19 protein-coding genes are annotated in these 20,306 nt (G+C 72.2%); 8 read left to right on the forward strand and 11 right to left on the reverse strand.

All coding sequences use genetic code 11. The features are described from left to right. Positions 1-21: 21 nt before the first annotated feature. From DEJ05_RS09735 to DEJ05_RS09750, 4 genes are read right to left on the reverse strand one after another with little or no spacing between them, the layout of a single operon-like run. Positions 22-1,071: a sugar phosphate isomerase/epimerase gene (locus tag DEJ05_RS09735; protein WP_071405218.1), complete on the reverse strand. Its 1,050-nt coding sequence runs from the start codon at positions 1,069-1,071 to the stop codon at positions 22-24. 34 nt (positions 1,072-1,105) lie between these two features. Continuing rightward, a complete protein-coding gene (locus DEJ05_RS09740; protein ID WP_258376126.1) occupies positions 1,106-2,206 on the reverse strand; it encodes a Gfo/Idh/MocA family protein in 1,101 nt (366 codons plus the stop codon). Next, positions 2,203-2,910 carry a ThuA domain-containing protein gene (locus DEJ05_RS09745; protein ID WP_110865025.1) on the reverse strand — a complete coding sequence of 236 codons (708 nt, stop codon included), beginning with the start codon at positions 2,908-2,910 and terminating at the stop codon, positions 2,203-2,205. The genes DEJ05_RS09740 and DEJ05_RS09745 overlap by 4 nt, the downstream gene beginning before the upstream one ends. Then, a complete protein-coding gene (locus DEJ05_RS09750; RefSeq protein WP_258376127.1) occupies positions 2,907-4,103 on the reverse strand; it encodes a Gfo/Idh/MocA family protein in 1,197 nt (398 codons plus the stop codon). The genes DEJ05_RS09745 and DEJ05_RS09750 overlap by 4 nt, the downstream gene beginning before the upstream one ends. 97 nt (positions 4,104-4,200) lie before the next feature. Between DEJ05_RS09750 and xylA the strand changes: the two genes are divergently transcribed. The 3 genes from xylA to DEJ05_RS09765 all read left to right on the forward strand — a co-directional run bounded on the left by xylA (position 4,201) and on the right by DEJ05_RS09765 (position 8,004). Continuing rightward, positions 4,201-5,394, forward strand: coding sequence for a xylose isomerase (gene xylA, locus DEJ05_RS09755; RefSeq protein WP_111047466.1), 1,194 nt, complete (start codon positions 4,201-4,203; stop codon positions 5,392-5,394). A gap of 53 nt (positions 5,395-5,447) precedes the next feature. After that, complete coding sequence (gene xylB / locus DEJ05_RS09760) at positions 5,448-6,932, forward strand: xylulokinase (RefSeq protein ID WP_111110309.1); 1,485 nt, start codon at positions 5,448-5,450, stop codon at positions 6,930-6,932. 82 nt (positions 6,933-7,014) lie between these two features. Next, positions 7,015-8,004: an acetylxylan esterase gene (locus DEJ05_RS09765; protein WP_111110310.1), complete on the forward strand. Its 990-nt coding sequence runs from the start codon at positions 7,015-7,017 to the stop codon at positions 8,002-8,004. Positions 8,005-8,038: 34 nt separating this feature from the next. Here the strand turns inward: DEJ05_RS09765 and DEJ05_RS09770 are convergent, their stop codons facing one another. Then, positions 8,039-9,001: a helix-turn-helix transcriptional regulator gene (locus DEJ05_RS09770; RefSeq protein ID WP_111110311.1), complete on the reverse strand. Its 963-nt coding sequence runs from the start codon at positions 8,999-9,001 to the stop codon at positions 8,039-8,041. Further along, complete coding sequence (locus DEJ05_RS18090; protein WP_163343324.1) at positions 8,998-9,165, reverse strand: hypothetical protein; 168 nt, start codon at positions 9,163-9,165, stop codon at positions 8,998-9,000. The genes DEJ05_RS09770 and DEJ05_RS18090 overlap by 4 nt, the downstream gene beginning before the upstream one ends. A 196-nt stretch (positions 9,166-9,361) precedes the next feature. Between DEJ05_RS18090 and DEJ05_RS09775 the strand changes: the two genes are divergently transcribed. From DEJ05_RS09775 to DEJ05_RS09785, 3 genes are all read left to right on the forward strand, one after another. Then, positions 9,362-10,120 (forward strand): AraC family transcriptional regulator, encoded by a 759-nt coding sequence (locus DEJ05_RS09775; RefSeq protein WP_111110312.1) that lies wholly within the window; start codon positions 9,362-9,364, stop codon positions 10,118-10,120. A gap of 106 nt (positions 10,121-10,226) precedes the next feature. Continuing rightward, complete coding sequence (locus DEJ05_RS09780) at positions 10,227-10,604, forward strand: ATP-dependent DNA ligase (RefSeq protein WP_071245963.1); 378 nt, start codon at positions 10,227-10,229, stop codon at positions 10,602-10,604. A 55-nt stretch (positions 10,605-10,659) separates the two neighbouring features. Further along, a complete protein-coding gene (locus tag DEJ05_RS09785) occupies positions 10,660-11,685 on the forward strand; it encodes a glycosyl hydrolase family 18 protein (protein ID WP_111089903.1) in 1,026 nt (341 codons plus the stop codon). 97 nt (positions 11,686-11,782) lie between these two features. Here DEJ05_RS09785 and DEJ05_RS09790 read toward each other — a convergent pair whose 3' ends face one another. The 4 genes from DEJ05_RS09790 to DEJ05_RS09805 are packed head-to-tail and all read right to left on the reverse strand — an operon-like array spanning position 11,783 to position 17,500. Next, positions 11,783-14,302, reverse strand: a complete 2,520-nt coding sequence (locus tag DEJ05_RS09790) for a glycoside hydrolase family 3 N-terminal domain-containing protein (RefSeq protein ID WP_181440697.1) — start codon at positions 14,300-14,302, stop codon at positions 11,783-11,785. Then, entirely contained in the window at positions 14,299-15,180 is an 882-nt protein-coding gene (locus DEJ05_RS09795; protein WP_017886791.1) for a carbohydrate ABC transporter permease, read from the reverse strand. Before DEJ05_RS09795 ends, DEJ05_RS09790 begins: the two co-directional genes overlap by 4 nt. Then, the gene (locus tag DEJ05_RS09800) at positions 15,180-16,202 is read right to left on the reverse strand and encodes a carbohydrate ABC transporter permease (RefSeq protein WP_027464452.1); all 1,023 of its coding nucleotides are present in this window, start codon (positions 16,200-16,202) and stop codon (positions 15,180-15,182) included. The genes DEJ05_RS09795 and DEJ05_RS09800 overlap by 1 nt, the downstream gene beginning before the upstream one ends. A gap of 2 nt (positions 16,203-16,204) precedes the next feature. Next, positions 16,205-17,500, reverse strand: coding sequence for an ABC transporter substrate-binding protein (locus tag DEJ05_RS09805; RefSeq protein ID WP_071405208.1), 1,296 nt, complete (start codon positions 17,498-17,500; stop codon positions 16,205-16,207). A 146-nt stretch (positions 17,501-17,646) separates the two neighbouring features. On the opposite strand from DEJ05_RS09805, the gene DEJ05_RS09810 reads away from it, so the two are divergent. Beyond that, positions 17,647-18,690, forward strand: coding sequence for a LacI family DNA-binding transcriptional regulator (locus DEJ05_RS09810; protein ID WP_181433144.1), 1,044 nt, complete (start codon positions 17,647-17,649; stop codon positions 18,688-18,690). 13 nt (positions 18,691-18,703) lie between these two features. Here the strand turns inward: DEJ05_RS09810 and DEJ05_RS09815 are convergent, their stop codons facing one another. Continuing rightward, entirely contained in the window at positions 18,704-19,687 is a 984-nt protein-coding gene (locus DEJ05_RS09815; RefSeq protein WP_111039977.1) for a helix-turn-helix domain-containing protein, read from the reverse strand. Between the two features lie 121 nt (positions 19,688-19,808). On the opposite strand from DEJ05_RS09815, the gene DEJ05_RS09820 reads away from it, so the two are divergent. Continuing rightward, positions 19,809-20,255, forward strand: coding sequence for a MarR family winged helix-turn-helix transcriptional regulator (locus tag DEJ05_RS09820; RefSeq protein ID WP_111029629.1), 447 nt, complete (start codon positions 19,809-19,811; stop codon positions 20,253-20,255). The last annotated feature ends 51 nt before the right edge of the window (positions 20,256-20,306 follow it).

The following is a 20,306-nucleotide window of genomic DNA, read 5'->3' on the forward strand; positions in this document are numbered from 1 at the left end:
CCTGCGGTCGCGGTTGGCCGGTCAGCGCGACTGCGAGAACGCGGCGTCGAACGAAGCGTCCGGCGGCGCGATGGTACCGAGCTGCCGGACGAACGCCAGCGCCTCGGGCCCGCCGACGAGCCGGTCCATGCCGGCGTCCTCCCACTCGACGCTGGTCGGTCCGGTGTACCCGATGTGGTTCAGCACGCGGAACACCCGCTCCCACGGCACGTCCCCGTGGCCGGCGGTGACGAAGTCCCACCCGCGCCGGGGGTCGCCCCACGGCAGGTGCGAGGACAACCGCCCGTTGCGCCCGTCGAGCTGCTTCACCGACTCCTTGCAGTGCACGTGGTACACCCGGTCGGCGAAGTCGAGCAGGAACGCCGCGGGGTCGAGGTCCTGCCAGACGAAGTGCGACGGGTCGAAGTTGAACCCGAACGCCGGCCGGTCGCGGAACACCTCGAGCGTCCGCGCAGCGGTCCAGTAGTCGTAGGCGATCTCGGACGGGTGCACCTCGAGCGCGAACCGGACCCCGACCTCCTCGAAGACGTCGAGGATCGGTGACCAGCGGTCGTGGAAGTCCTGGTACCCGGCGTCGATCATCCCCGGGGGCACGGGTGGGAACCCGGCGACGGTCTTCCAGATCGACGAGCCGGAGAAGCCGGTGACGGTGTCCACGCCGAGCGCCGCGGCGGCACGGGCGGTCCACTGCAGCTCTTCGGCCGCACGCTGCCGCACGCCCTCGGGGTCGCCGTCGCCCCACACGTGCGGCGGGACGATGTCCTCGTGCCGCTGGTCGATGGGGTCGTCGCACACGGCCTGGCCGACCAGGTGGTTGGCGATGGTCCAGACCTGCAGCCCGTTGCGTTCCAGGATGGCCTTGCGCTCGGCGACGTACGAGGGGTCCGTCGCGGCGCGCCGGACGTCCAGGTGGTCACCCCAGCAGGCGATCTCCAGCCCGTCGTAGCCCCACTCGCCGGCGAGCCGGGCGACCTCTTCGAAGGGCAGGTCGGCCCACTGTCCGGTGAACAGGGTGACCGGCCTGGAGGCCCGGGTCGTCTCCGTCGTGTCGCTCGCGTCCGTCGTCGTCATCGTCGTCGTCCTTCTTCGCGGTGGTCGGGTTCCGTCACCAGGATCCGGGTGCGGACCCGGCGGGGACGGTGGCGGGTCGCTCGACGCGCGAGTGCACGTCGACGACCGAGTGGTCTCGGGCGGCGGCGGAGACCGCCTCCATGACCTCGAGCACGTGGAACGCGAGGTCACCGGAGGCTCGGTGCGGCCGGTCCGTCGCGATCGCGTGGGCCATGTCGGCGAGGCCGTAGCCGCGGCCGGCGTCGGCGTACCCGGCGGCGACCGGCAGGTCGCGCCACGCGCGGTCCTCGGCGGTGGCGATCGACACGGTGTCCGAGAACCGGTTCGGGTCCGGGACGGACAGGGTGCCGGCGGTGCCGTACACCTCGAACAGCGGGGCGCGGGTGGCCCAGACCTCGAACGAGACGGTCACGGTGGAGACCACCCCGTCCTCGTGCTCGAGGATCGCGACGACGTGCGTGTCGATGTCGACCGGGATCGACGTGCCGGCGTTCGGCCCGGTGGCGATCGTCCGTTCGCGGGTGGAGCGGGTGGCGCTGCCGCTGACCCGGACGACCGGCCCGAAGAACGTGACGAGGCTGGTCAGGTAGTACGGCCCCATGTCGAGGAGCGGTCCGCCGCCCGGCTGGTAGTAGAACGCCGGCGCGGGGTGCCAGAGCTCGTGCCCGGGGGCGCTCCAGGCGACGGCGGCACCGACCGGGGTGCCGATCGCGCCGTCGTCGAGGGCGGCCCGTGCGGTCTGGATGCCCGTGCCGAGGACGGTGTCCGGGGCGCTGCCGACGCGCAGGCCGGCGGCGCGGGCTGCTTCGAGCACCGGTGCGGCCTCGGCGGTGGACATCGCGAGCGGCTTCTCGCCGTAGACGTGCTTGCCGGCGGCGAGGGCCCGGGTGGCGATGTCGGCGTGCGCGGCCGGGATCGTCAGGTTGAGCACCACGTCGACGTCGTCGGCGGCGAGCAGGTCGTCTACGGTGGTGCCGCGAACGCCCTGTGCAGTACCGACCTGCTGGGCACGGGCGACGTCGAGGTCGGCGACCGCCACGAGCGACAGCCCGGGCAGCGCCGGGAAGTGCTCGAAGTACTGCTGGCTGATCACGCCCACGCCGACGACGCCGACCCGCAGTGCTCGTTCGTTCACCGTGCTGCCCACAGGAGTCCCCGTTCGATGATGGTGCGGAGTGGCTGCGACTCGACGACCTCGAGGCGGTGCCCTGGTGCGGAGACGAACACGCGGCCCTCGCCCCACTGCCGTGTCCAGATCGCCGGTGCGGTGACCGGGCGGTTCCAGGCATCGAAGTCGCGCGCGTCCTGGGTGGTGGTCGCGAGGACGTCGTTGTACTCGTCGGACAGCACCCAGTACTGCTCGGTGACGAGGTCGAAGTCCTCGATGCCCTGCGTGATCGGGTGTTCGTGCCCGAGGTCGGTGAGGTGCACCGTGTAGGGGATGTAGTTGTCGGACTGTTCCCCGACGCGCTCGTCGGGGTGCTTGCCGGCGTGGTGGGCGAACTGGCCACCGACCATGTGCAGGTAGTCGGCGGTGTTCCGGAACGCGTCCGCGATGCCGCCGTGCCAGCCGGCCAGTCCGGCGCCGCCCAGGACCGCGCGCTGCAGCCCGGCGAACTCGTCGTCGGCGATGGTCGACATCGTGACGACCTGCACGATCAGGTCGACCTCGTCCATGACGGCGGCGTCGGCGTAGACGGCCGTCGAGTCCGACACCCGGACCTCGAACCCGTTCTCGCGCAGGAACGGGACGAACAGGTCGGTGGTCTCGACGGGCTGGTGGCCGTCCCACCCGCCGCGGACGACGAGCGCCTGGCGGGTCTGCTCGGCGGCGCTCACGAGGTCGCCGTCCAGGTGCTGCCGGCGGCGGCGCTGCGTTCGACCGCGTCGAGGACCCGCTGCACGTGCAGGCCGTCGGCGAACGACGGCGACGGGTCGGTGCCGGCGACGATCGCGTCGACGAAGTCCTTCACCTGGTGGCTGAAGGTGTGCTCGTACCCGATGAGGTGCCCGGTCGGCCACCACGCGGCCATGTAGGGGTGCTCGGGCTCGGTGACGAGGATGCGGCGGAACCCCTGCTCCCCCGCCGGGGCGTTCGACTCGTACAGCCGGAGCTCGTTCATCGCCTCGAGGTCGAACTGGATCGCGCCCTCGGACCCGCTGATCTCGAGCGTCAGACCGTTCTTCCGCCCGGTCGCGTAGCGCGTGGCCTCGAACGTGCCGATCGCACCGTCGGCCGCGCCGCCACCCAGGCGGGCGGTGAAGAACGCGGCGTCGTCGACGGTGACCTGCCCGCGCTCGCTCGACGCGGTGCCGGAGAGCCCGACCCCCTCGGCCATCAGCGGACGCTCCGTCACGAAGGTCTCGAGCGTGCCGGAGACGGTGGCGAGCGACGCACCGGTGACGTGCTCGACCAGGTCGATGGCGTGCGCGCCGATGTCCCCGAGGGCCCCGGAGCCGGCGAGCGACTTGTCGAGGCGCCAGGTCATCGGGCCGTCCTCGTCCGCCAGCCAGTCCTGCAGGTAGAGCGCGCGGACCTGGCGCACGGTGCCGATCCGTCCGTCCTGCACCAGCTGCCGCGCGAACGCGATGGCCGGCACCCGGCGGTAGCTGAACCCGACCATCGCCCGGACACCCTGTGCACGGGCGCTGTCGGCGGCGGCGGTCATCGCCTCGGCCTCGGCGACGGTGTTCGCGAGCGGCTTCTCGCACAGGACGTGCTTGCCGGCCTGGAGCGCGGCGATCGCGATCTCGACGTGCGAGGACCCCGGGGACACGACGTCGACGACGTCGATGTCCGGATCGGCGACGACGGCACGCCAGTCGGTGGACGCCGACTGCCAGCCGTACTGCTGCCGAGCGGCCTCGGTGCGTTCGGGATCACGCCCGACGACCACCGCCATCTCCGGCTCGGCGCCGAGGTCGAAGAACCTGGGGGCGGTCCGCCACGCCTGTGAGTGTGCGGCTCCCATGAAGCCGTGCCCCACCATCGCGACCCGCAGTCGTTGCTGCACCGTCGACTCACTTGCCATCCGCTCGCTCCTTTGCGATCACGTGCTTGCCACAGCCAACACTACCGCTTATGTTGGGCGCGGCAACATTTTGTTTCGACGACGAACGGTGACCACCATGGCAACGACGCCCACCCGTGCAGACAAGTTCTCCTTCGGTCTCTGGACCATCGGCTACAACGGCTCCGACCCCTTCGGCGGGCCGACCCGACCCGCCCTCGACGTGGTCGAGGCGGTCGAGAAGCTCGACGAGCTCGGGGCCTACGGCCTGACCTTCCACGACGACGACCTGTTCGCGTTCGGTTCCACCGACGCCGAACGCCAGACCCAGATCGACCGCCTCAAGGGTGCCCTCGAGTCGACCGGGCTCGTCGTGCCGATGGTCACGACGAACCTGTTCTCGGCCCCGGTCTTCAAGGACGGCGGCTTCACCTCGAACGACCGGCAGGTCCGCCGCTTCGCGCTCCGCAAGGTGCTCCGCAACCTCGACCTCGCCGCCGAGCTCGGCGCGTCGACGTTCGTGATGTGGGGTGGCCGCGAAGGCTCCGAGTACGACAGCGCCAAGGACGTGCAGGCAGCGCTCGAGCGGTACCGCGAGGCCGTCAACCTGCTCGCCCAGTACGTCACCGACAAGGGCTACGGCATCCGGTTCGCCATCGAGCCGAAGCCGAACGAGCCCCGCGGCGACATCCTCCTGCCGACCCTCGGCCACGCGATCGCCTTCACCGAGACGCTCGAGCGCCCGGAGCTGTTCGGCATCAACCCCGAGGTCGGCCACGAGCAGATGGCGGGCCTGAACTTCACGGCCGGCATCGCCCAGGCGCTCTACCAGGGCAAGCTCTTCCACATCGACCTCAACGGTCAGCGCGGCATCAAGTACGACCAGGACCTGGTGTTCGGTCACGGCGACCTGCAGAACGCGTTCTCGCTCGTCGACCTGCTCGAGCACGGCGCCCCGCAGGGCGGCCCGGCGTACGACGGCCCGCGCCACTTCGACTACAAGCCGAGCCGCACCGAGGACATCACCGGCGTCTGGGACTCCGCGTCGGCCAACATGCGCATGTACCTGCTCCTCAAGGAGCGTGCGCAGGCGTTCCGCGCCGACCCCGAGGTGCAGGCAGCGCTCGAGGCCTCCAAGGTCGGCGAGCTGTCGACGCCGACGCTGAACGACGGCGAGTCGTACGACACGTTCCTCGCCGACCGTTCCGCCTACGAGGACTTCGACGCCGACGCCTACTTCGGCGGCAAGGGCTTCGGCTTCGTCCGCCTGCAGCAGCTCGCGATGGAGCACCTGATGGGCGCGCGGAATTGACGGCAGACGCGCCAGCGGCTGCATCCCGCGCGCTGAGGCGGCCTGCCGCCGAAGTGGCTGAGAACACGGACGAGCGCCAGCTCGTCGCCGGGGTCGACTCGTCGACCCAGTCCTGCAAGGTCACCATCCGTGACGCCGCGACCGGTGCGGTCGTCCGCGAGGGACGCGCGTCCCACCCGGACGGCACCGCCGTCGACCCCCGTCACTGGTGGGACGCGCTCGGTGCCGCCGTCGCGGACGCCGGTGGCCTCGACGACGTCGGTGCCGTCGCCATCGCCGGGCAGCAGCACGGCATGGTCGCGCTCGACGCCGACGGCCGCGTCGTCCGCGACGCCCTGCTCTGGAACGACGTCCGCAGTGCGGACGCGGCCGCGCAGATGGTCGACGAGCTCGGCCAGGAGGCGTGGGTCGCCCGGACGGGGCTGGTGCCGGTCGCGTCGTTCACCGGTACCAAGCTGCGGTGGCTCCGTGACGCGGAGCCCGAGAACGCGGCCCGCGTCGCGGCCGTGGCGCTCCCCCACGACTGGCTGTCGTGGCGGCTCCGCGGCCACGGACCGGCGGACGAGAGCCCGCTCGGCCCCGACCTCGACGCCCTGGCGACGGATGCGTCCGACGCCAGCGGTACGGGGTACTGGGACCCGGTGCGCCGCGAGTACGACCCGGAGCTGTTCGAGCTCGCGCTCGGGCGGCCGATGCGGCCGGCGTCGATGGGTGACGACGACGCCGTGGTCGTGCCCCGCGTGGTCGCTCCCGACGAGGCGATGGGCACCCTGTCCACCGACGTCGAGCTGCCCGGCGGCGCGGTCGCCCGGTCCGGCCTCGTCGTCGGCGCCGGACTCGGCGACAACGCCGGGGCAGCGCTCGGCCTGGGTCTCGGCCCGGGTGACGTCGCGGTGTCCCTCGGCACGAGCGGCACGGTCTTCGGGGTCAGCGACGCCGAGGTGCGTGACCCGAGCGGGACCGTGGCGGGCTTCGCCGACGGGACCGGGTCGCGCCTCCCGATCGTCACGACGCTCAACGCGGCCCGCGTGCTCGAGGTGATCGGCGGCCTGCTCGGCGTCGACCACGACGCACTCGGCGAGCTGGCGCTGCAGGCGCCGGCCGGGGCCGACGGCCTCGTGCTGGTGCCGTACTTCGTCGGCGAGCGCACGCCCAACCGGCCGGACGCGACCGCATCGCTGCTCGGCATGACGCCGGCGACCACCGACCGGGCGCACCTGGCCCGGGCGGCCGTCGAGGGGATGCTCTGCGCCCTCGCCGACGGGCTGGCCGCGGTGCAGGACACCGGGGTGACCGTCGAGCGGCTCCTGCTCATCGGCGGCGCTGCGCGGAACCCGGCGGTCCGCGCCGTCGCCGCGCAGGTGTTCAGCCGTGACGTCCTGGTGCCGGAGCCCGGCGAGTACGTCGCCGCGGGTGCTGCGAAGCAGGCCGCGTGGGCGCTCACCGGTGCCCTGCCGACGTGGGACACCGCGACGACCACCGTGCCGTCCGACCCGCACCCCGAGGTGCTCGAGCAGTACCGCGCCGCGGCGCGCTGACCGACGCACCGGATCCGACACTCCCCGCCCCCGGCGCCCTCCACCAGGGCGCCGGGGGCATCATCGTCCCCGGAGGACACCCATGCCACTGACCGACCTGCCCCTCGACGCGCTCCGCGCCCACCGCTCGGACGTCCGTCGTCCCGCTGACTTCGACGCCTTCTGGGCGGACACGATCGCCGCCGCCCGGACCGCGGGCGAGGGCGTCGAGGTGACCCTCGTGCCGGCCGAGACCCCGGTGACCGGGCTCGTCGTCGAGGACCTGACGTTCCCCGGGTTCGCCGGTGACCCGGTGCGGGCGTGGGTCAACCGTCCCGTGACCGACGAGCCGGGCGCACTGCCGGTCGTCGTCGAGTTCCTCGGCTACGGCGGCGGACGCGGTCGCCCGGGCGAGCGCGTGCACTGGGCCCTCGCCGGGTACGTGCACGTGGTGATGGACACCCGCGGCCAGGGCTCCGGGTGGGCCGGCGGCGACACCCCGGACCCGCACGGCTCCGCACCGCACGCCAGCGGCTGGATGACGAGCGGCATCGGCTCGCCCGCCGACCACTACTACCGCCGCGTCTACACCGACGCCGTGCGGCTCGTCGAGGCGGTGCGCACGCTGCCCGGGATCGACCCCGAGCGCATCGCCCTGACCGGCGGCAGCCAGGGCGGCGGCATCACGATCGCCGCAGCGGCCCTGGTCGAGGCACACGTCGGACCGCTCGTCGCGGTGCTGCCCGACGTGGCGTTCCTGGCCGACTGGCGGAACGGCACCGACGTCGCGGTCGGCGGGCCGTACCTGGAGCTCGCGCAGTACCTCGCCGTCCACCGCGACGCGGCCGACACCGTGTGGGCGACCGCCGCGTACCTGGACGGGGTGAACCACGCCGCCGGCATCACCGCCCCGGCGCTGTTCTCGGTCGCGCTGATGGACGACGTCGTGCCGCCGCGCACGACCTTCGCCGCGTTCAACGCCCTCGGCTCCACCGACCGCGAGATCGTCGTGTACCCGTACAACGGGCACGAGGGTGGCGGCTTCCGGCACTGGGAGCGTCAGGCGGCGTTCCTGGCGGACCGCTTGCGCTGACGGACGTCGGGCGGCGGACGTCGGGCGTCAGGGTTCAGGTGCTCGTCTGGAGCGTCTTCTTCGGGTACTCGTCGAAGCGCTGGAAGTACGTGCTCGAGAACCGCCCCATGTGGCGGAACCCCCACCGGTGCGCGACCTCGGCCACCGTCGTCTGCGCACAGTCGGCGAGCTGGAGCGCGATCCGGACCCGGTCGAGGCGGACCTGCAGCAGGTACGTCATGGGGCTCACGCCGACGTGCTGCACGAAGTTCTCCTGCAGCGTGCGGGAGCTGACCCCGACGGCCCCGCAGACGTCCGCGAGCTGGAGCGGCCGGTCGCAGTGCTCCGCGAGCCAGGCCTGTGCGAGCTGCACGGTGTTCACCGTCCGGCGGACCGGCGATGCGTCGGGTTCGGCGTCCGTCCCGCCGAAGGCCCGCAGCACGGACTCGGCCAGCAGCACCTGTGCCGACAGGTGCCCGCCCGGGTTGCGGTCGGGGTGCAGCGCGTTGACGGCGACCGCATCGATGCGGGCGAGCAGCTGGGACACCTCGGCCTCGGTCGGGCGGGATCGCAGTCGGCCGGCGAAGCGGTGGTCGAACACGACCCCGTTCACGGCGTCGAGGAAGCCGCGGTCGACCCGCAGGACCTGGACGGTCCCCGCCGGCACGAGCAGCGTGAACGGCCGGTCCGTCGGCAGGAGCACCGGCACACCGGGCCGGGTGGGCGCGTCGTCGTCGACCCGCAGGCACCCCGCGGTCGACCACGCCAGCACCGGCGTGCCGTCCGGCGTGAACGAGGCGGCGGCGGCGGTCGACACCGCCGACGACAGCAGCGCGACGTTGTGGTGGCGCACCGTCCGGTGGCGGAACGCGAACCGGTCGGTGGGGGCGAAGCGGACGTCGCGACCGTCGTACACGGCACGCACCGTCCGGACGGCGTCCGCGGGGGTCCGGCCGCACCGCTCGGCGGTCCGGGGCGCGTTGCCGACGGCGACCCGCGGGACGGTGTCGCTGCTCACTGGCCCGACCCTCGCCGGGCGCGGAGGTCCGCGAAGGTGAACCGCTCGCGGTCGACGTCGTCCTCGGACTGCACGATCCACCCGCGTCGGGCAGCGCGTGCCCGAGCCCGGTAGGAGGTGATGTGGACCGGGGCGACCCCCGGTGCGCGCTCGTAACCACTCATCAGATCCTCCGATCTGTCCCCGTGCCTCCGACCCTGTTCGGAGGGGGACAGTTTGAGTACCTCTTGGACGATAAGCGCCCTCACCGGGGTCCACAATGGCCCCCGAACGGGTGCGATCCACATCCGCGCACGCCGGATAACGGCGGCGTCGTGGCGTCGGAGGCCGATCGGCCCGACCGACTCGTACCCTCCACGTATGGACCAGGCACCGACCACGGCGAGTGGTCCCGAGCACGGCGGAGCACGGCTGTCCCGCACCGTGCACGAGGCGCTGCGGTTCGTGCACGCCCACGCCCGCGAAGCGATCTCCGTACCGGACATCGCCGCCGCCGCACACCTGTCGACCCGCGGCCTGCAGAGCGCGTTCCGACGGGAGCTGCAGACCTCACCCGCGTCGTACCTGCGCGGGGTGCGGCTCGAGGGCGTCCGCCGCGACCTGCTGTCGATGACACCGGCCGACCGTCGCACCATCGCGGACGTCGCCAAGCACTGGCACTTCAGCAACGCCGGCCGGATGGCGGCCGAGTACCGCGCCGCCTTCGGCACCGCACCGTCCGCGGCGCTCCGGTCGTTCGACCCGGAGGACCCGGACCCCCGCGCCACGTCGGACCTCGCCGGGTCCCCGGGCGAGGGATCACGCTTCCGGATCGTGCTCGACTGCGAGGTGGAGGTCGACGACGCCGACGCGACCTTCGCCCATGCCCTGCGCCGCGCGCAGGGCGACGACCGCCCCTGGCACGGCTACGACCCCGACGGCAGCACGGCGGACGTCGTCGCATTCCTGCTGGCGAACGCCGTCCGCGGAGTCGCCGGGGACACCTCCGGCATCCGGCTGCGTGCGGTCAACCCGATGCTGCGGGCTCCGGACGAGCACGGCGGGTACCCGTCCGCCGAGCTCCCGCCGTGGTCGGCACCGGCCGTCCCGCCGTCGGGCATCGGCCCGGACCGGGACTGATCACGCCGTCGATGGACGGAATGCGCCACGCTTCGTGGATCCGCGGCAGGATGGACCCCGCGGGCCCGGCACGTGCGGCGGGCCCCGGCGAACGGAAGGCAGCGCCATGGGCCAGCTCATCTACGACTCCCAACCCCTCGAACTCCGCCTCGACGACCGTGCCCTCACGCACCTGCAGATCGTCATCGTGAACCTCATCCGCCGCGGGGAGAGCTTCGTGTTCTCGTGGAAGGACGACCCCGCCGTCGGGGGCGGCCGCAGCAGCATCTGGATCCACCCGTACTGCGGACTGCACTTCAAGTTCGCCGGCGGCAAGTCCCCGAGCGTGAACCGCTCGTGGCTCGACGAGCTCTACGCGAGCGCGGCGAGCGGCTCCGGCCTCGTCCTGAGCCCGGAACCGACGGACGCCGAGGGCCCGGTCTCCGCCGACGACGTCGCCGGCGCCCCGCCGGCACGACCCACCACGACCATCAGCGCCTCCTGACCGGGGCGCCGACGACGCGCCCCGACCGGGCACGAACGACAGGATGCCCCTCCCCGTGACCACCACCCCGCGTCGACGCCGCTCCGCGCTGCTCGCCGCCACGCTCACCGCCGGACTCGCACTCGCCGGCTGCACGGCCCCGACCGCCGCCCAGGCCGACGGGTTCGACGTGACCGGTTTCCAGCCCGAGAACGCCGACACCGCCCTGGTGGACGCGGACGCCACCGCGATGGACGTGGTCGGCGTCGACGGCCTGCTGGTGAACCGCACCGGCACGAAGGTCACCGTCCCTTCGCGCGCCGCCAAGGCCCAGCGCAACCGGGCGCACGCCAACGGCCTCACCGCGCAGCTGCTCGTCAGCAACTACTCCGAGGCCGACGGGGACTTCAGCGAGCCGATCGCGCGGAAGCTGCTCACCTCGCCCGCGAACCGCGCCCGGGTCGTCCGATCGCTCGCCGCCGACGTGGCCACCGGCGGCTGGGACTCGGTCATGATCGACCTCGAGGCGCTGACCCCGGCCGAGAAGCCCGGTCTCACCGCCTTCGCCCGGGAGCTCCGGGCCGCCGTCGGCGACGACGTCCGGCTCGACATCGCCCTGTCCGCGTCGACCACCGCCGCCGGGTACGCCCGCCTCGGCTACGACGTCCGCGCCCTCCGCGCCCCGCTCGACCACCTGACGCTCATGGCCTACGACCAGCACGGCCCCTGGGAGCCGGACGCACCCGGCCCGGTCGGGTCGCTCGCGTGGTCGTCGAAGGCAGCCCGTGCACTCGCGACCCTCGCTCCCGCCGACCAGATCGTGCTCGGTGTCGCCGGGTACGGCTACCACTGGAAGGGGAAGCGTCCGGCCGGTCAGCTCTCCGACGCCCAGGCCCGACTCCGGGTCCGGAAGGCGGGCGCGACCGCCCGCTGGGACGCGACGGTCGGCGAGTGGACCGCGACCCTGCCGAGCGGTGAGGTGCTCTGGTGGTCCGACGCACGCTCGCTGCGCGAACGGGTCGCCCTGGCGGAACGGCTCGGCCTGACAGGCGTCGCCGTCTGGTCACTGGACCTGTCCGACCGGATCGAACCGGTCGGGTGACCGCGACCCGCTGACGGACAGGAGGCGCGGTGCGAGCCCGCACCGCGCCTCCCGTCCGTCACTCGGTCACGCCCAGGGCGCGTGGTCCGTCACCAGGTCAGACGAGCGACCACTCCACCAGGCGGGGGTCGCCCGGGGTGACCTCGTGCACCGCGCCCGTCACCGCGACGGTGGCGCGCTCCGTGGCGGTGCCGGGGACGGGGTGTCGGACCGGCCCGTCGCCCGAGGCGATGATCCCACCCGCTGCCACCGAGCCTCCCGGCCGGGACGCCGCCGCGTGCGACGCGACCCAGACCTGCACGTCGCCGGGTTCGACCACCTTGCGCATCCGACGGTCGGTGAACGCGAAGCGCTGCACCGGGACGCGGAAGCGGACCCGCGCGGACTCCCCCGCGGCGAGCGCGACCCGCGCGTACCCGAGGAGCTGCACCTCGGGCCTGGTGACGCTGCCGTGCACGTCGTGCCCGTAGAGCTGCACGACGTCCTCGCCGGCACGGGACCCGGTGTTCCGGACCGTCACCGACGCGGTGAAGACGCCGTCGGAACGGACGTCCGGGTCGACGACGAGCTCGTCGTAGGCGAAGTCGGTGTAGCCGAGGCCGAAGCCGAACGGCCGCACCGGCGTCGAGTCGGCGGCCGTGACGTCGGACGGACCGCCGAGCCGCGGGTGCAGGTACGTGAACGGCTGCGCGCCGGCGGACCGGGGCAGGGACAGTGGCAGCCGGCCCGAGGGCGAGGCCGCGCCGGTCAGCAGGTCGGCGATCGCCAAACCGCCGCCCTCGCCAGGGAAGAACGCCTGCACGGCCGCGGCCGGACGCGGCTGGTCGCCGTCGAGCGCCCAGCCGATCGCGTACGGCCGGCCGGTCAGCAGCACCATCACGGTGGGGGTGCCGGTCGCGACGACGGCCTCGACCAGCTCACGCTGCACGCCGGGCAGGTCGAGCGACTCGGTGTCGTTGCCCTCGCCGACCGTGCCGCGGCCGAAGAGTCCGGCCTGGTCGCCGACGACGACCACCGCGACGTCCGAGGCGGAGGCCACGGCGACCGCGTCGGCGAAGCCGGCCCGGTCGTCGCCCGTGACGGCGCAGCCCGCGGCGAAGCGGACCGCCGCCGGGCCGAGGGCCCGGGCGACGGCTTCGCGGACGGTCGGGATCGCGAAGCCGAGCGGCAGGTCGGGGTGCGAAGCGAGCACGTGGTTGGCGAACGAGTAGCAGCCCTGCAGGGCCTCGGCGCGGTCGGCGTTCGGGCCGATGACCGCGACGGAGGCCCCCGGTGCGAGCGGGAGGACGGGGGTGGTGCCGTCGGCGGTGGCGCTGCCGCTGTCGTTCGACAGCAGCACGAGCGACTTCGCCGCCAGCTGGCGTGCGAGTGCCTGGTGCAGCGGGGTGTCGAGGTCGATCCCGGTCGGGGCGTCCTCGGCGAACGCGTCCGCTTCGAGCAGGCCGAGCCGCTCCTTCTGCCGGAGCACCCGGAGCACGGCACGGTCGACGAGTGCCTCGTCCACCTGCCCGCTGCGGACCCGCTCGACCAGCGGCGCGAGGTACGCGTCACCGGTCGGGAGCTCGACGTCGATGCCGGCCTCGAGCGCCAGCGCCGCGGCCTCGCCACGGTCGGCGGCGATGCCGTGCATGACCTCGAGGAACGCCACCGAGAAGTAGTCCGCCACGACCGTTCCGTCGAAGCCGAGCCGGTCGCGGAGCAGGTCGGTGAGCAGCTCGCCGTTCGCCGCGACGGGCACGCCGTCGATCTCGGCGTACGAGTTCATGACGCTCCGGGCGCCGCCGTCGCGCAGCGCCATCTCGAACGGCGGCAGGTACACGTCGGCGACCTCGCGGGCCCCGGCGTGCACGGGGGCGTGGTTCCGCCCCGCCTGCGACGCCGAGTACCCGAGGAAGTGCTTCAGGGTCGCGTCGACCCCGGCGGACTGCAGGCCACGCACGTACGCGGTGCCGACCGTGCCGACCAGGTACGGGTCCTCGGCGATGCACTCGTCGACCCGCCCCCAACGCGGGTCGCGGATCACGTCGAGCACCGGTGCGAGCCCCTGGTGGACGCCGAGCTGGCGCATGGATGCACCGATCGCGGCGCCGACCTGCTCGACGAGCTCCGGGTCGAACGACGCGCCCCACGCCAGCGGGGTCGGGAACGTCGCGGCCTTCCACGCGGCGAGCCCGGTCAGGCACTCCTCGTGGACGAGCGCGGGGATCCCGAGCCGGGTCTCGCGCTGCAGGCGGCGCTGTTCGGCCCAGAGCCAGGCAGCACGTTCGTCGGGTTCGACGGGATGGGTGCCGTAGACGCGGGTGAACTGCCCGATGCCGTCGCGGGTGATGTCCGCCAGGGTGCTGCCCTGCTGCACGGCCGCCATCTCGCCCTGCATGGGGGCGACGACGCCGTTCTGGTCGAGCCAGTAGCCGACGAGCTGGGCGACCTTCTCGTCGAGGGTCATCACGGCGAGCAGGGCGTCGGCGCGGGGCCCGGCGGTGGTCGCGGTCGCGTCGGTCGCCGTCGCGGTCGCATCCGTCGCGGCTGCGTCCGTCGCGGTCGTCGCGTCCGTCGCGCTGTCGGCCTGGAGGCGCGGATCGCGTCCGGCGGTCCGCGTCGCGTCGGTCGCGGTCACCCCTTCACCGCCCCGGTCAGGCCGCCGACGATGCGACGCTGGAAGATCGTGAAGAACACGAGCGCCGGGATCATCGACATCGAGGTGAACGCGAGCACCTTGGCGGTGTCGACGGAGTACTGCGACGAGAACGACTGGACCCCGAGCGGCAGCGTGTACGCCGCCTCGTTGTTCAGGATGAACAGCGGCAGGATGTAGCTGTTCCAGCTGGCGATGAACGCCAGGATGCCGACCGTGACGACGCCGGGCAGCGACAGCGGCACGACCATCCGGAAGAAGAACCCGAGACGGCTCGCTCCGTCGATCGACGCGGCCTCCTCGAGCTCGTCGGGGATCGCCCGCAGGAACGGCACCAGGATGATGACGGTGGTCGGCAGCGCGAACGCGATCTGCGGCAGGATCACGCCGGCCAGGCTGTTCGTCAGACCGAGGTCCTTGACGAGCAGGTACAGCGGGGTGATCGCGACGGTGATCGGGAACATCAGACCAGCGGCGAACAGGGCGTACAGCGCCCCGCGGCCGGCGAACCGGTAGCGGGCGAGCACGAAGCTCACCATCAGCCCGAGCACGACGACCCCGAGGGTGGTCGTGACGGCGCTGATCGTGGAGTTGCCGAGCTGCTGCCAGAAGATGCCGCTCGACAGCACGGACCCGTAGTTGCCGAACTCGAACGGTGCCGGCAGCCCGGCGGGGCTCGTGGTGATCTGCGAGTTGGTCCGGAAGCCGCCCAGCACGATGTAGAGCACGGGTGCCAGGTTGGCGGCGACGAACAGGATCGCGACGACGTAGGTCAGCGGGTTCGCGCGTCCGATCGCGGCACTGGACCGGCGCTCCCGCACGGCCCGGCGCCCGGGGGCGACGATGCTCGTGGTGGCCATCAGTTCTTCCTCTCGGTGAGTGCACCCGCGGTGTCGCGGCGGAGCACGAAGCGCTGGTAGATCAGGGCGACCACGAGCGAGATCACGAACATCACGACCGCGACGGCGCTGCCGAAGCCGAAGTTGCCCGAGGTCCGGCCGTTGGCGACCATGTACGTCGCCATCGTCGAGGTGCCCGCGGTCGACGCGATGTACTGCCCCCAGATGATGTAGACGAGGTCGAACAGCTGCAGCGAGCCGATGATCGACAGGAACGCCCAGATGCGGATGGTCGGGCCGAGCAGCGGCAGCGTGATGCGCCGCTGGATCTGCCAGTAGCCGGCGCCGTCGATGGCGGCGGCCTCGAACAGTTCCTCGGGGATGCTCTGCAGGCCGGCGAGGAACAGGATCACCGCGAAGCCGATGTACTTCCACGAGATGATCACGAGCAGCGTCCAGATGGCGATGTCGGGGTTCGACAGCCAGTCCGCACGGAGTCCGCCCAGGCCGATGCTCTGGAACAGGTCGTTCACGGCGCCGTTCGACTGGAGCATCAGGCTCCACCCGGTGCCGACGATCACCTCGGAGATGACGTACGGCACGAAGACGAGCACGCGGACGAGCCCGCGGCCGTGCATCTTCTGGTTGAGCAGCAGTGCGAGCACGATCGCGATCGGCCCCTGCAACACCAGCGAGAGCACGACGATGAAGCCGTTGTGCATCAGGACCGCGTGGAACGCCTTGTCCTGGAAGATGATCAGGTAGTTCTGCAGCCCGACGAAGTCGGTGGGCGGGCCGTAGCCCTGCCACTTGAAGAACCCGTAGTAGGCGGCGAGCGCCACGGGCAGGATCACGAACGTGACGAAGACGATGACCGCGGGTCCGGCGAGGACCGCGATCTCGACGCGCTTCCGCCAGTCCGCGATGCGGCGCTTGGTCCGCCGACCGGCGGGGAGCGGCGAACCGCTCCCCGCCGGGGACGTCCCCGCGGCCGTGTCCGACCCGGTGGTCGGAGTCGTACCGAGCGAGGTGTCGAGGGTCATGCTCAGCCCTTGGCCGCAGCCTGGTTGGTGGTCTCGACGATGTCCTTCGCGCTGCCCTTGTCGGCGAGCAGGTCGACGACGCTGGTGTTCAGCGCGTTGCCGACGTTCTGGCCGTACAGGGTGTCGAGGTACTGCGAGACGAACGGGGCCTCCTGGTAGGCGGCCAGGGCCGACTTCAGGTAGTCCGAGTCGACGACCGACTGGGCCTCCTTGTTGACCGGGATGGCGTTGAAGGCCTTGTAGTAGGCCTCCTGGTTGTCCTTCTGCACGATGAAGTTCAGGAAGTCGGTGCACGCCTTCTTCGGGGCCTGTGCCGAGCAGGAGTTGCCGTCGACACCACCCATCATCGACTTCGGGTCACCCTTGCCACCGTCGATCGCGGGGAACGGGAACCAGCCGAGGTCGGGCAGCGGCTTGGCGTCCGGCGTCAGCGACGCGATCACGCCCGGGTCCCACGCGCCCATGAGCTCCATGGCGGCCTTGTGGTTGGCGAGGAGACCGGCGGAGCTGCCGGCGCCCTGCTGTGCTGCGGTGGTCAGGAAGCCGTTGTTGAAGGGCTTGGTGGCGTTGAAGTCCTCGAGCTGCTCGCCGGCCTTCGTCCAGCAGGCGTTGTCGAACTTCAGCGACTTCGCCGTGTCCTCGAGGGTCTTCTGGCTGCACTCGCGGAGCGCGAAGTTGTAGTACCAGTGGGCGGCCGGCCACGCGTCCTTCGCGCCGACGGCGACCGGGTCGATGTCCTTGGCCTTGAGCTTCGTGATCGCGTCGTTCAGCTCGTCCATGGTCGTGGGCGTGCCCTCGATGCCCGCTTCCTTGAACAGGTCCTTCGAGTACCAGATGCCCTCGGGGAGCACCGCGCCCGGCATGGCGTAGGTCTTGCCGTCCTTCTCGTACCCGGCGAACGTGCCCGCGCTGATGGACTTCTTCGCGTCGGCGCTGATGGAGTCGGAGATGTCCATGAGCTGCCCGGCAGCGATCATCGCGTCCATCTTGCCGCCGCCACGCTGCAGGAACACGTCGGGGGCGTCGCCGGAGTTGAGGGCGGTCTGGAGCTTGCCGTCCAGGTCCTCGTTCTGGATCGCCTGGGTCTTGATGGTGACGTTCGGGTACTTCTCCTCGAACGCCTTGACCGTCGAGGCCCAGTAGGCCTTGCCCGGTCCGGTGGTCGAGTTGTGCCAGAAGGTCATCGTGACCTTCCCGCCGTCCTCGGAGGCATCGCTGCCCGCCGAGCACCCACTGGCCACCAGTGCTGTGGCCCCGATCAGCGCGATGGCTGCCGCGGCACGGATCTTCCTCGTCATCGTGGAACTCCTGAAGTGTCGTCGTTGACATGCGCGACATCGACTGCCGCTGCGGAGAGCATGCCTGCTGCTCCAGGCCCATGTCAATCGATATCGATAACGTTTTCTTTACCGATCGCATGGTGCCGCAGCGGTACGGTGTGCACATGGACTCGGCACTCGGCGCGCGTCCCGGTGCCGGCCGGGTGACGATCGGCGACGTGGCGCGGGTGGCCGGGGTCTCGATCCCGACGGTGTCCAAGGTGATCAACCAGCGGGACGGGGTCGCACCCGCCACGATGCTCCGCGTGCAGCAGGTGGTCGACGACCTGGGGTACGAGACGTCGCTGGTCGCCCGGAGCCTGCGGAGTTCGCGGACCGGGGTCGTCGGCATCCTGGTGCCCGAGTTCGAGCCGTTCTCGACCGAGCTGCTCCGCGGCATCTCGCGGGCGGCCACCGGCACCGGCTACGAGCTCCTCGCCTACGCCGGCCTGATGACCGGCGCCGACCGACCCGGGTGGGAGCGCCGGTCGCTGTCCCGCCTGTCCGGCACCCTGATCGACGGCGCGATCGTCGTCACCCCGACCACGGCACTGTCGAGCTCGTCGATCCCCGTCGTGGCGATCGACCCGCACACCGGGCCGGAGGGGCACGCCACCGTCGACGCGGACAACGAGGCCGGCGCGGTGCAGGCCGTCGAACACCTGCTGTCACTCGGGCACACCCGCATCGCGCACCTGCAGGGACGCGCCGACCTGGCCTCCGCCCAGCTGCGCGCGGCCGGGTACCGCTCGGCCCTGACCGCCGCGGGCATCACGGTCGACGAGTGCCTGCTGCGTGACGGCGGCTACCAGGAGGACCAGTCCGCGGCCGTCGCCCGCGAGCTCCTGACCCTCGCCGACCGCCCCACAGCGGTGTTCGCCGCGAACGACTCGTCGGCGATCGGTGTGCTCCGCGCCGCGGCCGAGGTCGGGCTCCGCGTCCCCCAGGACCTGTCCGTCGTGGGCTTCGACGACGTGCCGCAGGCGTCCACCACGACCCCGCCGCTCACCACGGTGTCGCAGCCGCTCGCCGAACTCGGGTCGCACGCCGTGCAGATGCTCCTGACGATGCTCCGTGGCGAACCGACGACGGACCACGTCCGGCTCCCCACGACCCTGCGGGTTCGGGCAAGCACGGGCCCCGCGCCGAGGCCGACGCCCGGCCGCTGAGCACCCGCCGCCGTCAGCGGCGCAGGGTCTGCTTCGGGTACTCGCCGAACCGGGCCGCGTAGGCCGCCGAGAACCGGCCGAGGTGGGCGAACCCCCACCGTCGGGCAACGTCGCCGACGACCCCGGCCTGCGGGTCGAGCTCGAGCAGTTCGCCGCGCACGCGGTCGAGCCGGACCTCGCGCAGGTACGTCAGCGGCGACACGTCGAAGACCCGGCGGAACGACTCCTGGACCGACCGCACGCTCAGGCCGGCGACCTCGGACAGCTCCTGGACCGTGACCGGCTCGGCAGCGTGCGCGTGGATGTACTCCACCGCTGCCCGCAGCCGGGCGTTCCGGGGCAGGCCGAGCACCGCGGGCAGGTCGTCGGCCTGCGGCGGGAAGGTGTCCAGGAACGCGGTGGCCGCCGACCGCTTGGCCGCGTGCCAAGCGTCCGAGTCGGGGCCCTCGGCGCGCAAGGCGCGGGACAGCGCCACGAGCGCCCCCTGCCAGCGCTCGGCGGTCTCCGGTTCCGGCATGCGGGTCGGGTCGAACCGCAGCGGTGCCGCTTCGACCTCCAGGTGCTCGAACGCGACGCGGTGCACGTACTCCCGCCCGAAGTGCACCAGGCGCTGGTCGTGATCCTCGGCCGTGAACACGAAGTCGTCCTCGGGCGGCAGGAGCACGGGGACGTCCCGGCGCAACTCCATCCGGACGCGCCCGGAGTCCAGGTGCGCGGTCCCGCTGGTGATCCACGTCACCACGTAGTCGGCACCGACGGGCACCGAGCCGCGCACGGCACCGCGGAGCTGCGAGCGCCGGATGCTCACGTCGGAGTCGCCGACAGCCGTGTACCGGTACGAGAAGTCCTCGTCGATGCGCCGGACGGACCACCGATCGGCGCCGTGGACGGCGGCGAGGTCGCGCTCGGCCGAGTCGGGGTCCCCGCCGGAGACCTCGAAACGGACCGGTTCCCCGGCGGGTGCAGCGGACTGTGGACTCGGGACGGGGTCAGCCACGGTGCCCCGCTCCCGATGCCGTCACCCGCACCGTTCCACGCTCCGCGTTATGTGGATACGCTGGTGCGGTGACTGCGGCGTATCGTGACCCGGACGAGACCCGTGCAGAGGGGACGTTGTCGTGAGCGATGTCGACCTGAACGCGGCGCTGACCCGGCTCGAGGCCGCGGTCTCCGAACTGCGCGGACGACTGCGCGACGAGCTCGGCGTCTCCGGCGGCGACCTGACGCTGCTGCAGTTCGTCTCGCGTGCCGAGGAAGCAGGTCGGACGGTGCGCGTGAAGGACCTGTCGAAGCACCTGGGGCTCACCGGCCCGGCGGTCACCGGCATGGTGGACCGCCTCGAGCACAGCGGACACCTCAGCCGTGTCCCGAACCCCGACGACGGCCGCAGCCGGTACATCGAGCTGACCGATGCTGCCCGCCGCGACTACGCGCGCGCGATGGACGGCACGAACAAGCACCTGCACGACCTGATGGCCTCCTTCTCGGAACGGGAGCGGGCCAGGTTCGTGCGGATCATCGACCGCATCGTCGCAGCCGTCGATCTCGGCGCACCGAGCCCCTGACGGCAGGGTACGGGCGGTCAGGACGGCGCTCGGACGAATGTCCAGCATGCG

Source organism: Curtobacterium sp. MCLR17_045 (genome assembly GCF_003234405.1).
GTDB lineage: Bacteria > Actinomycetota > Actinomycetes > Actinomycetales > Microbacteriaceae > Curtobacterium > Curtobacterium flaccumfaciens.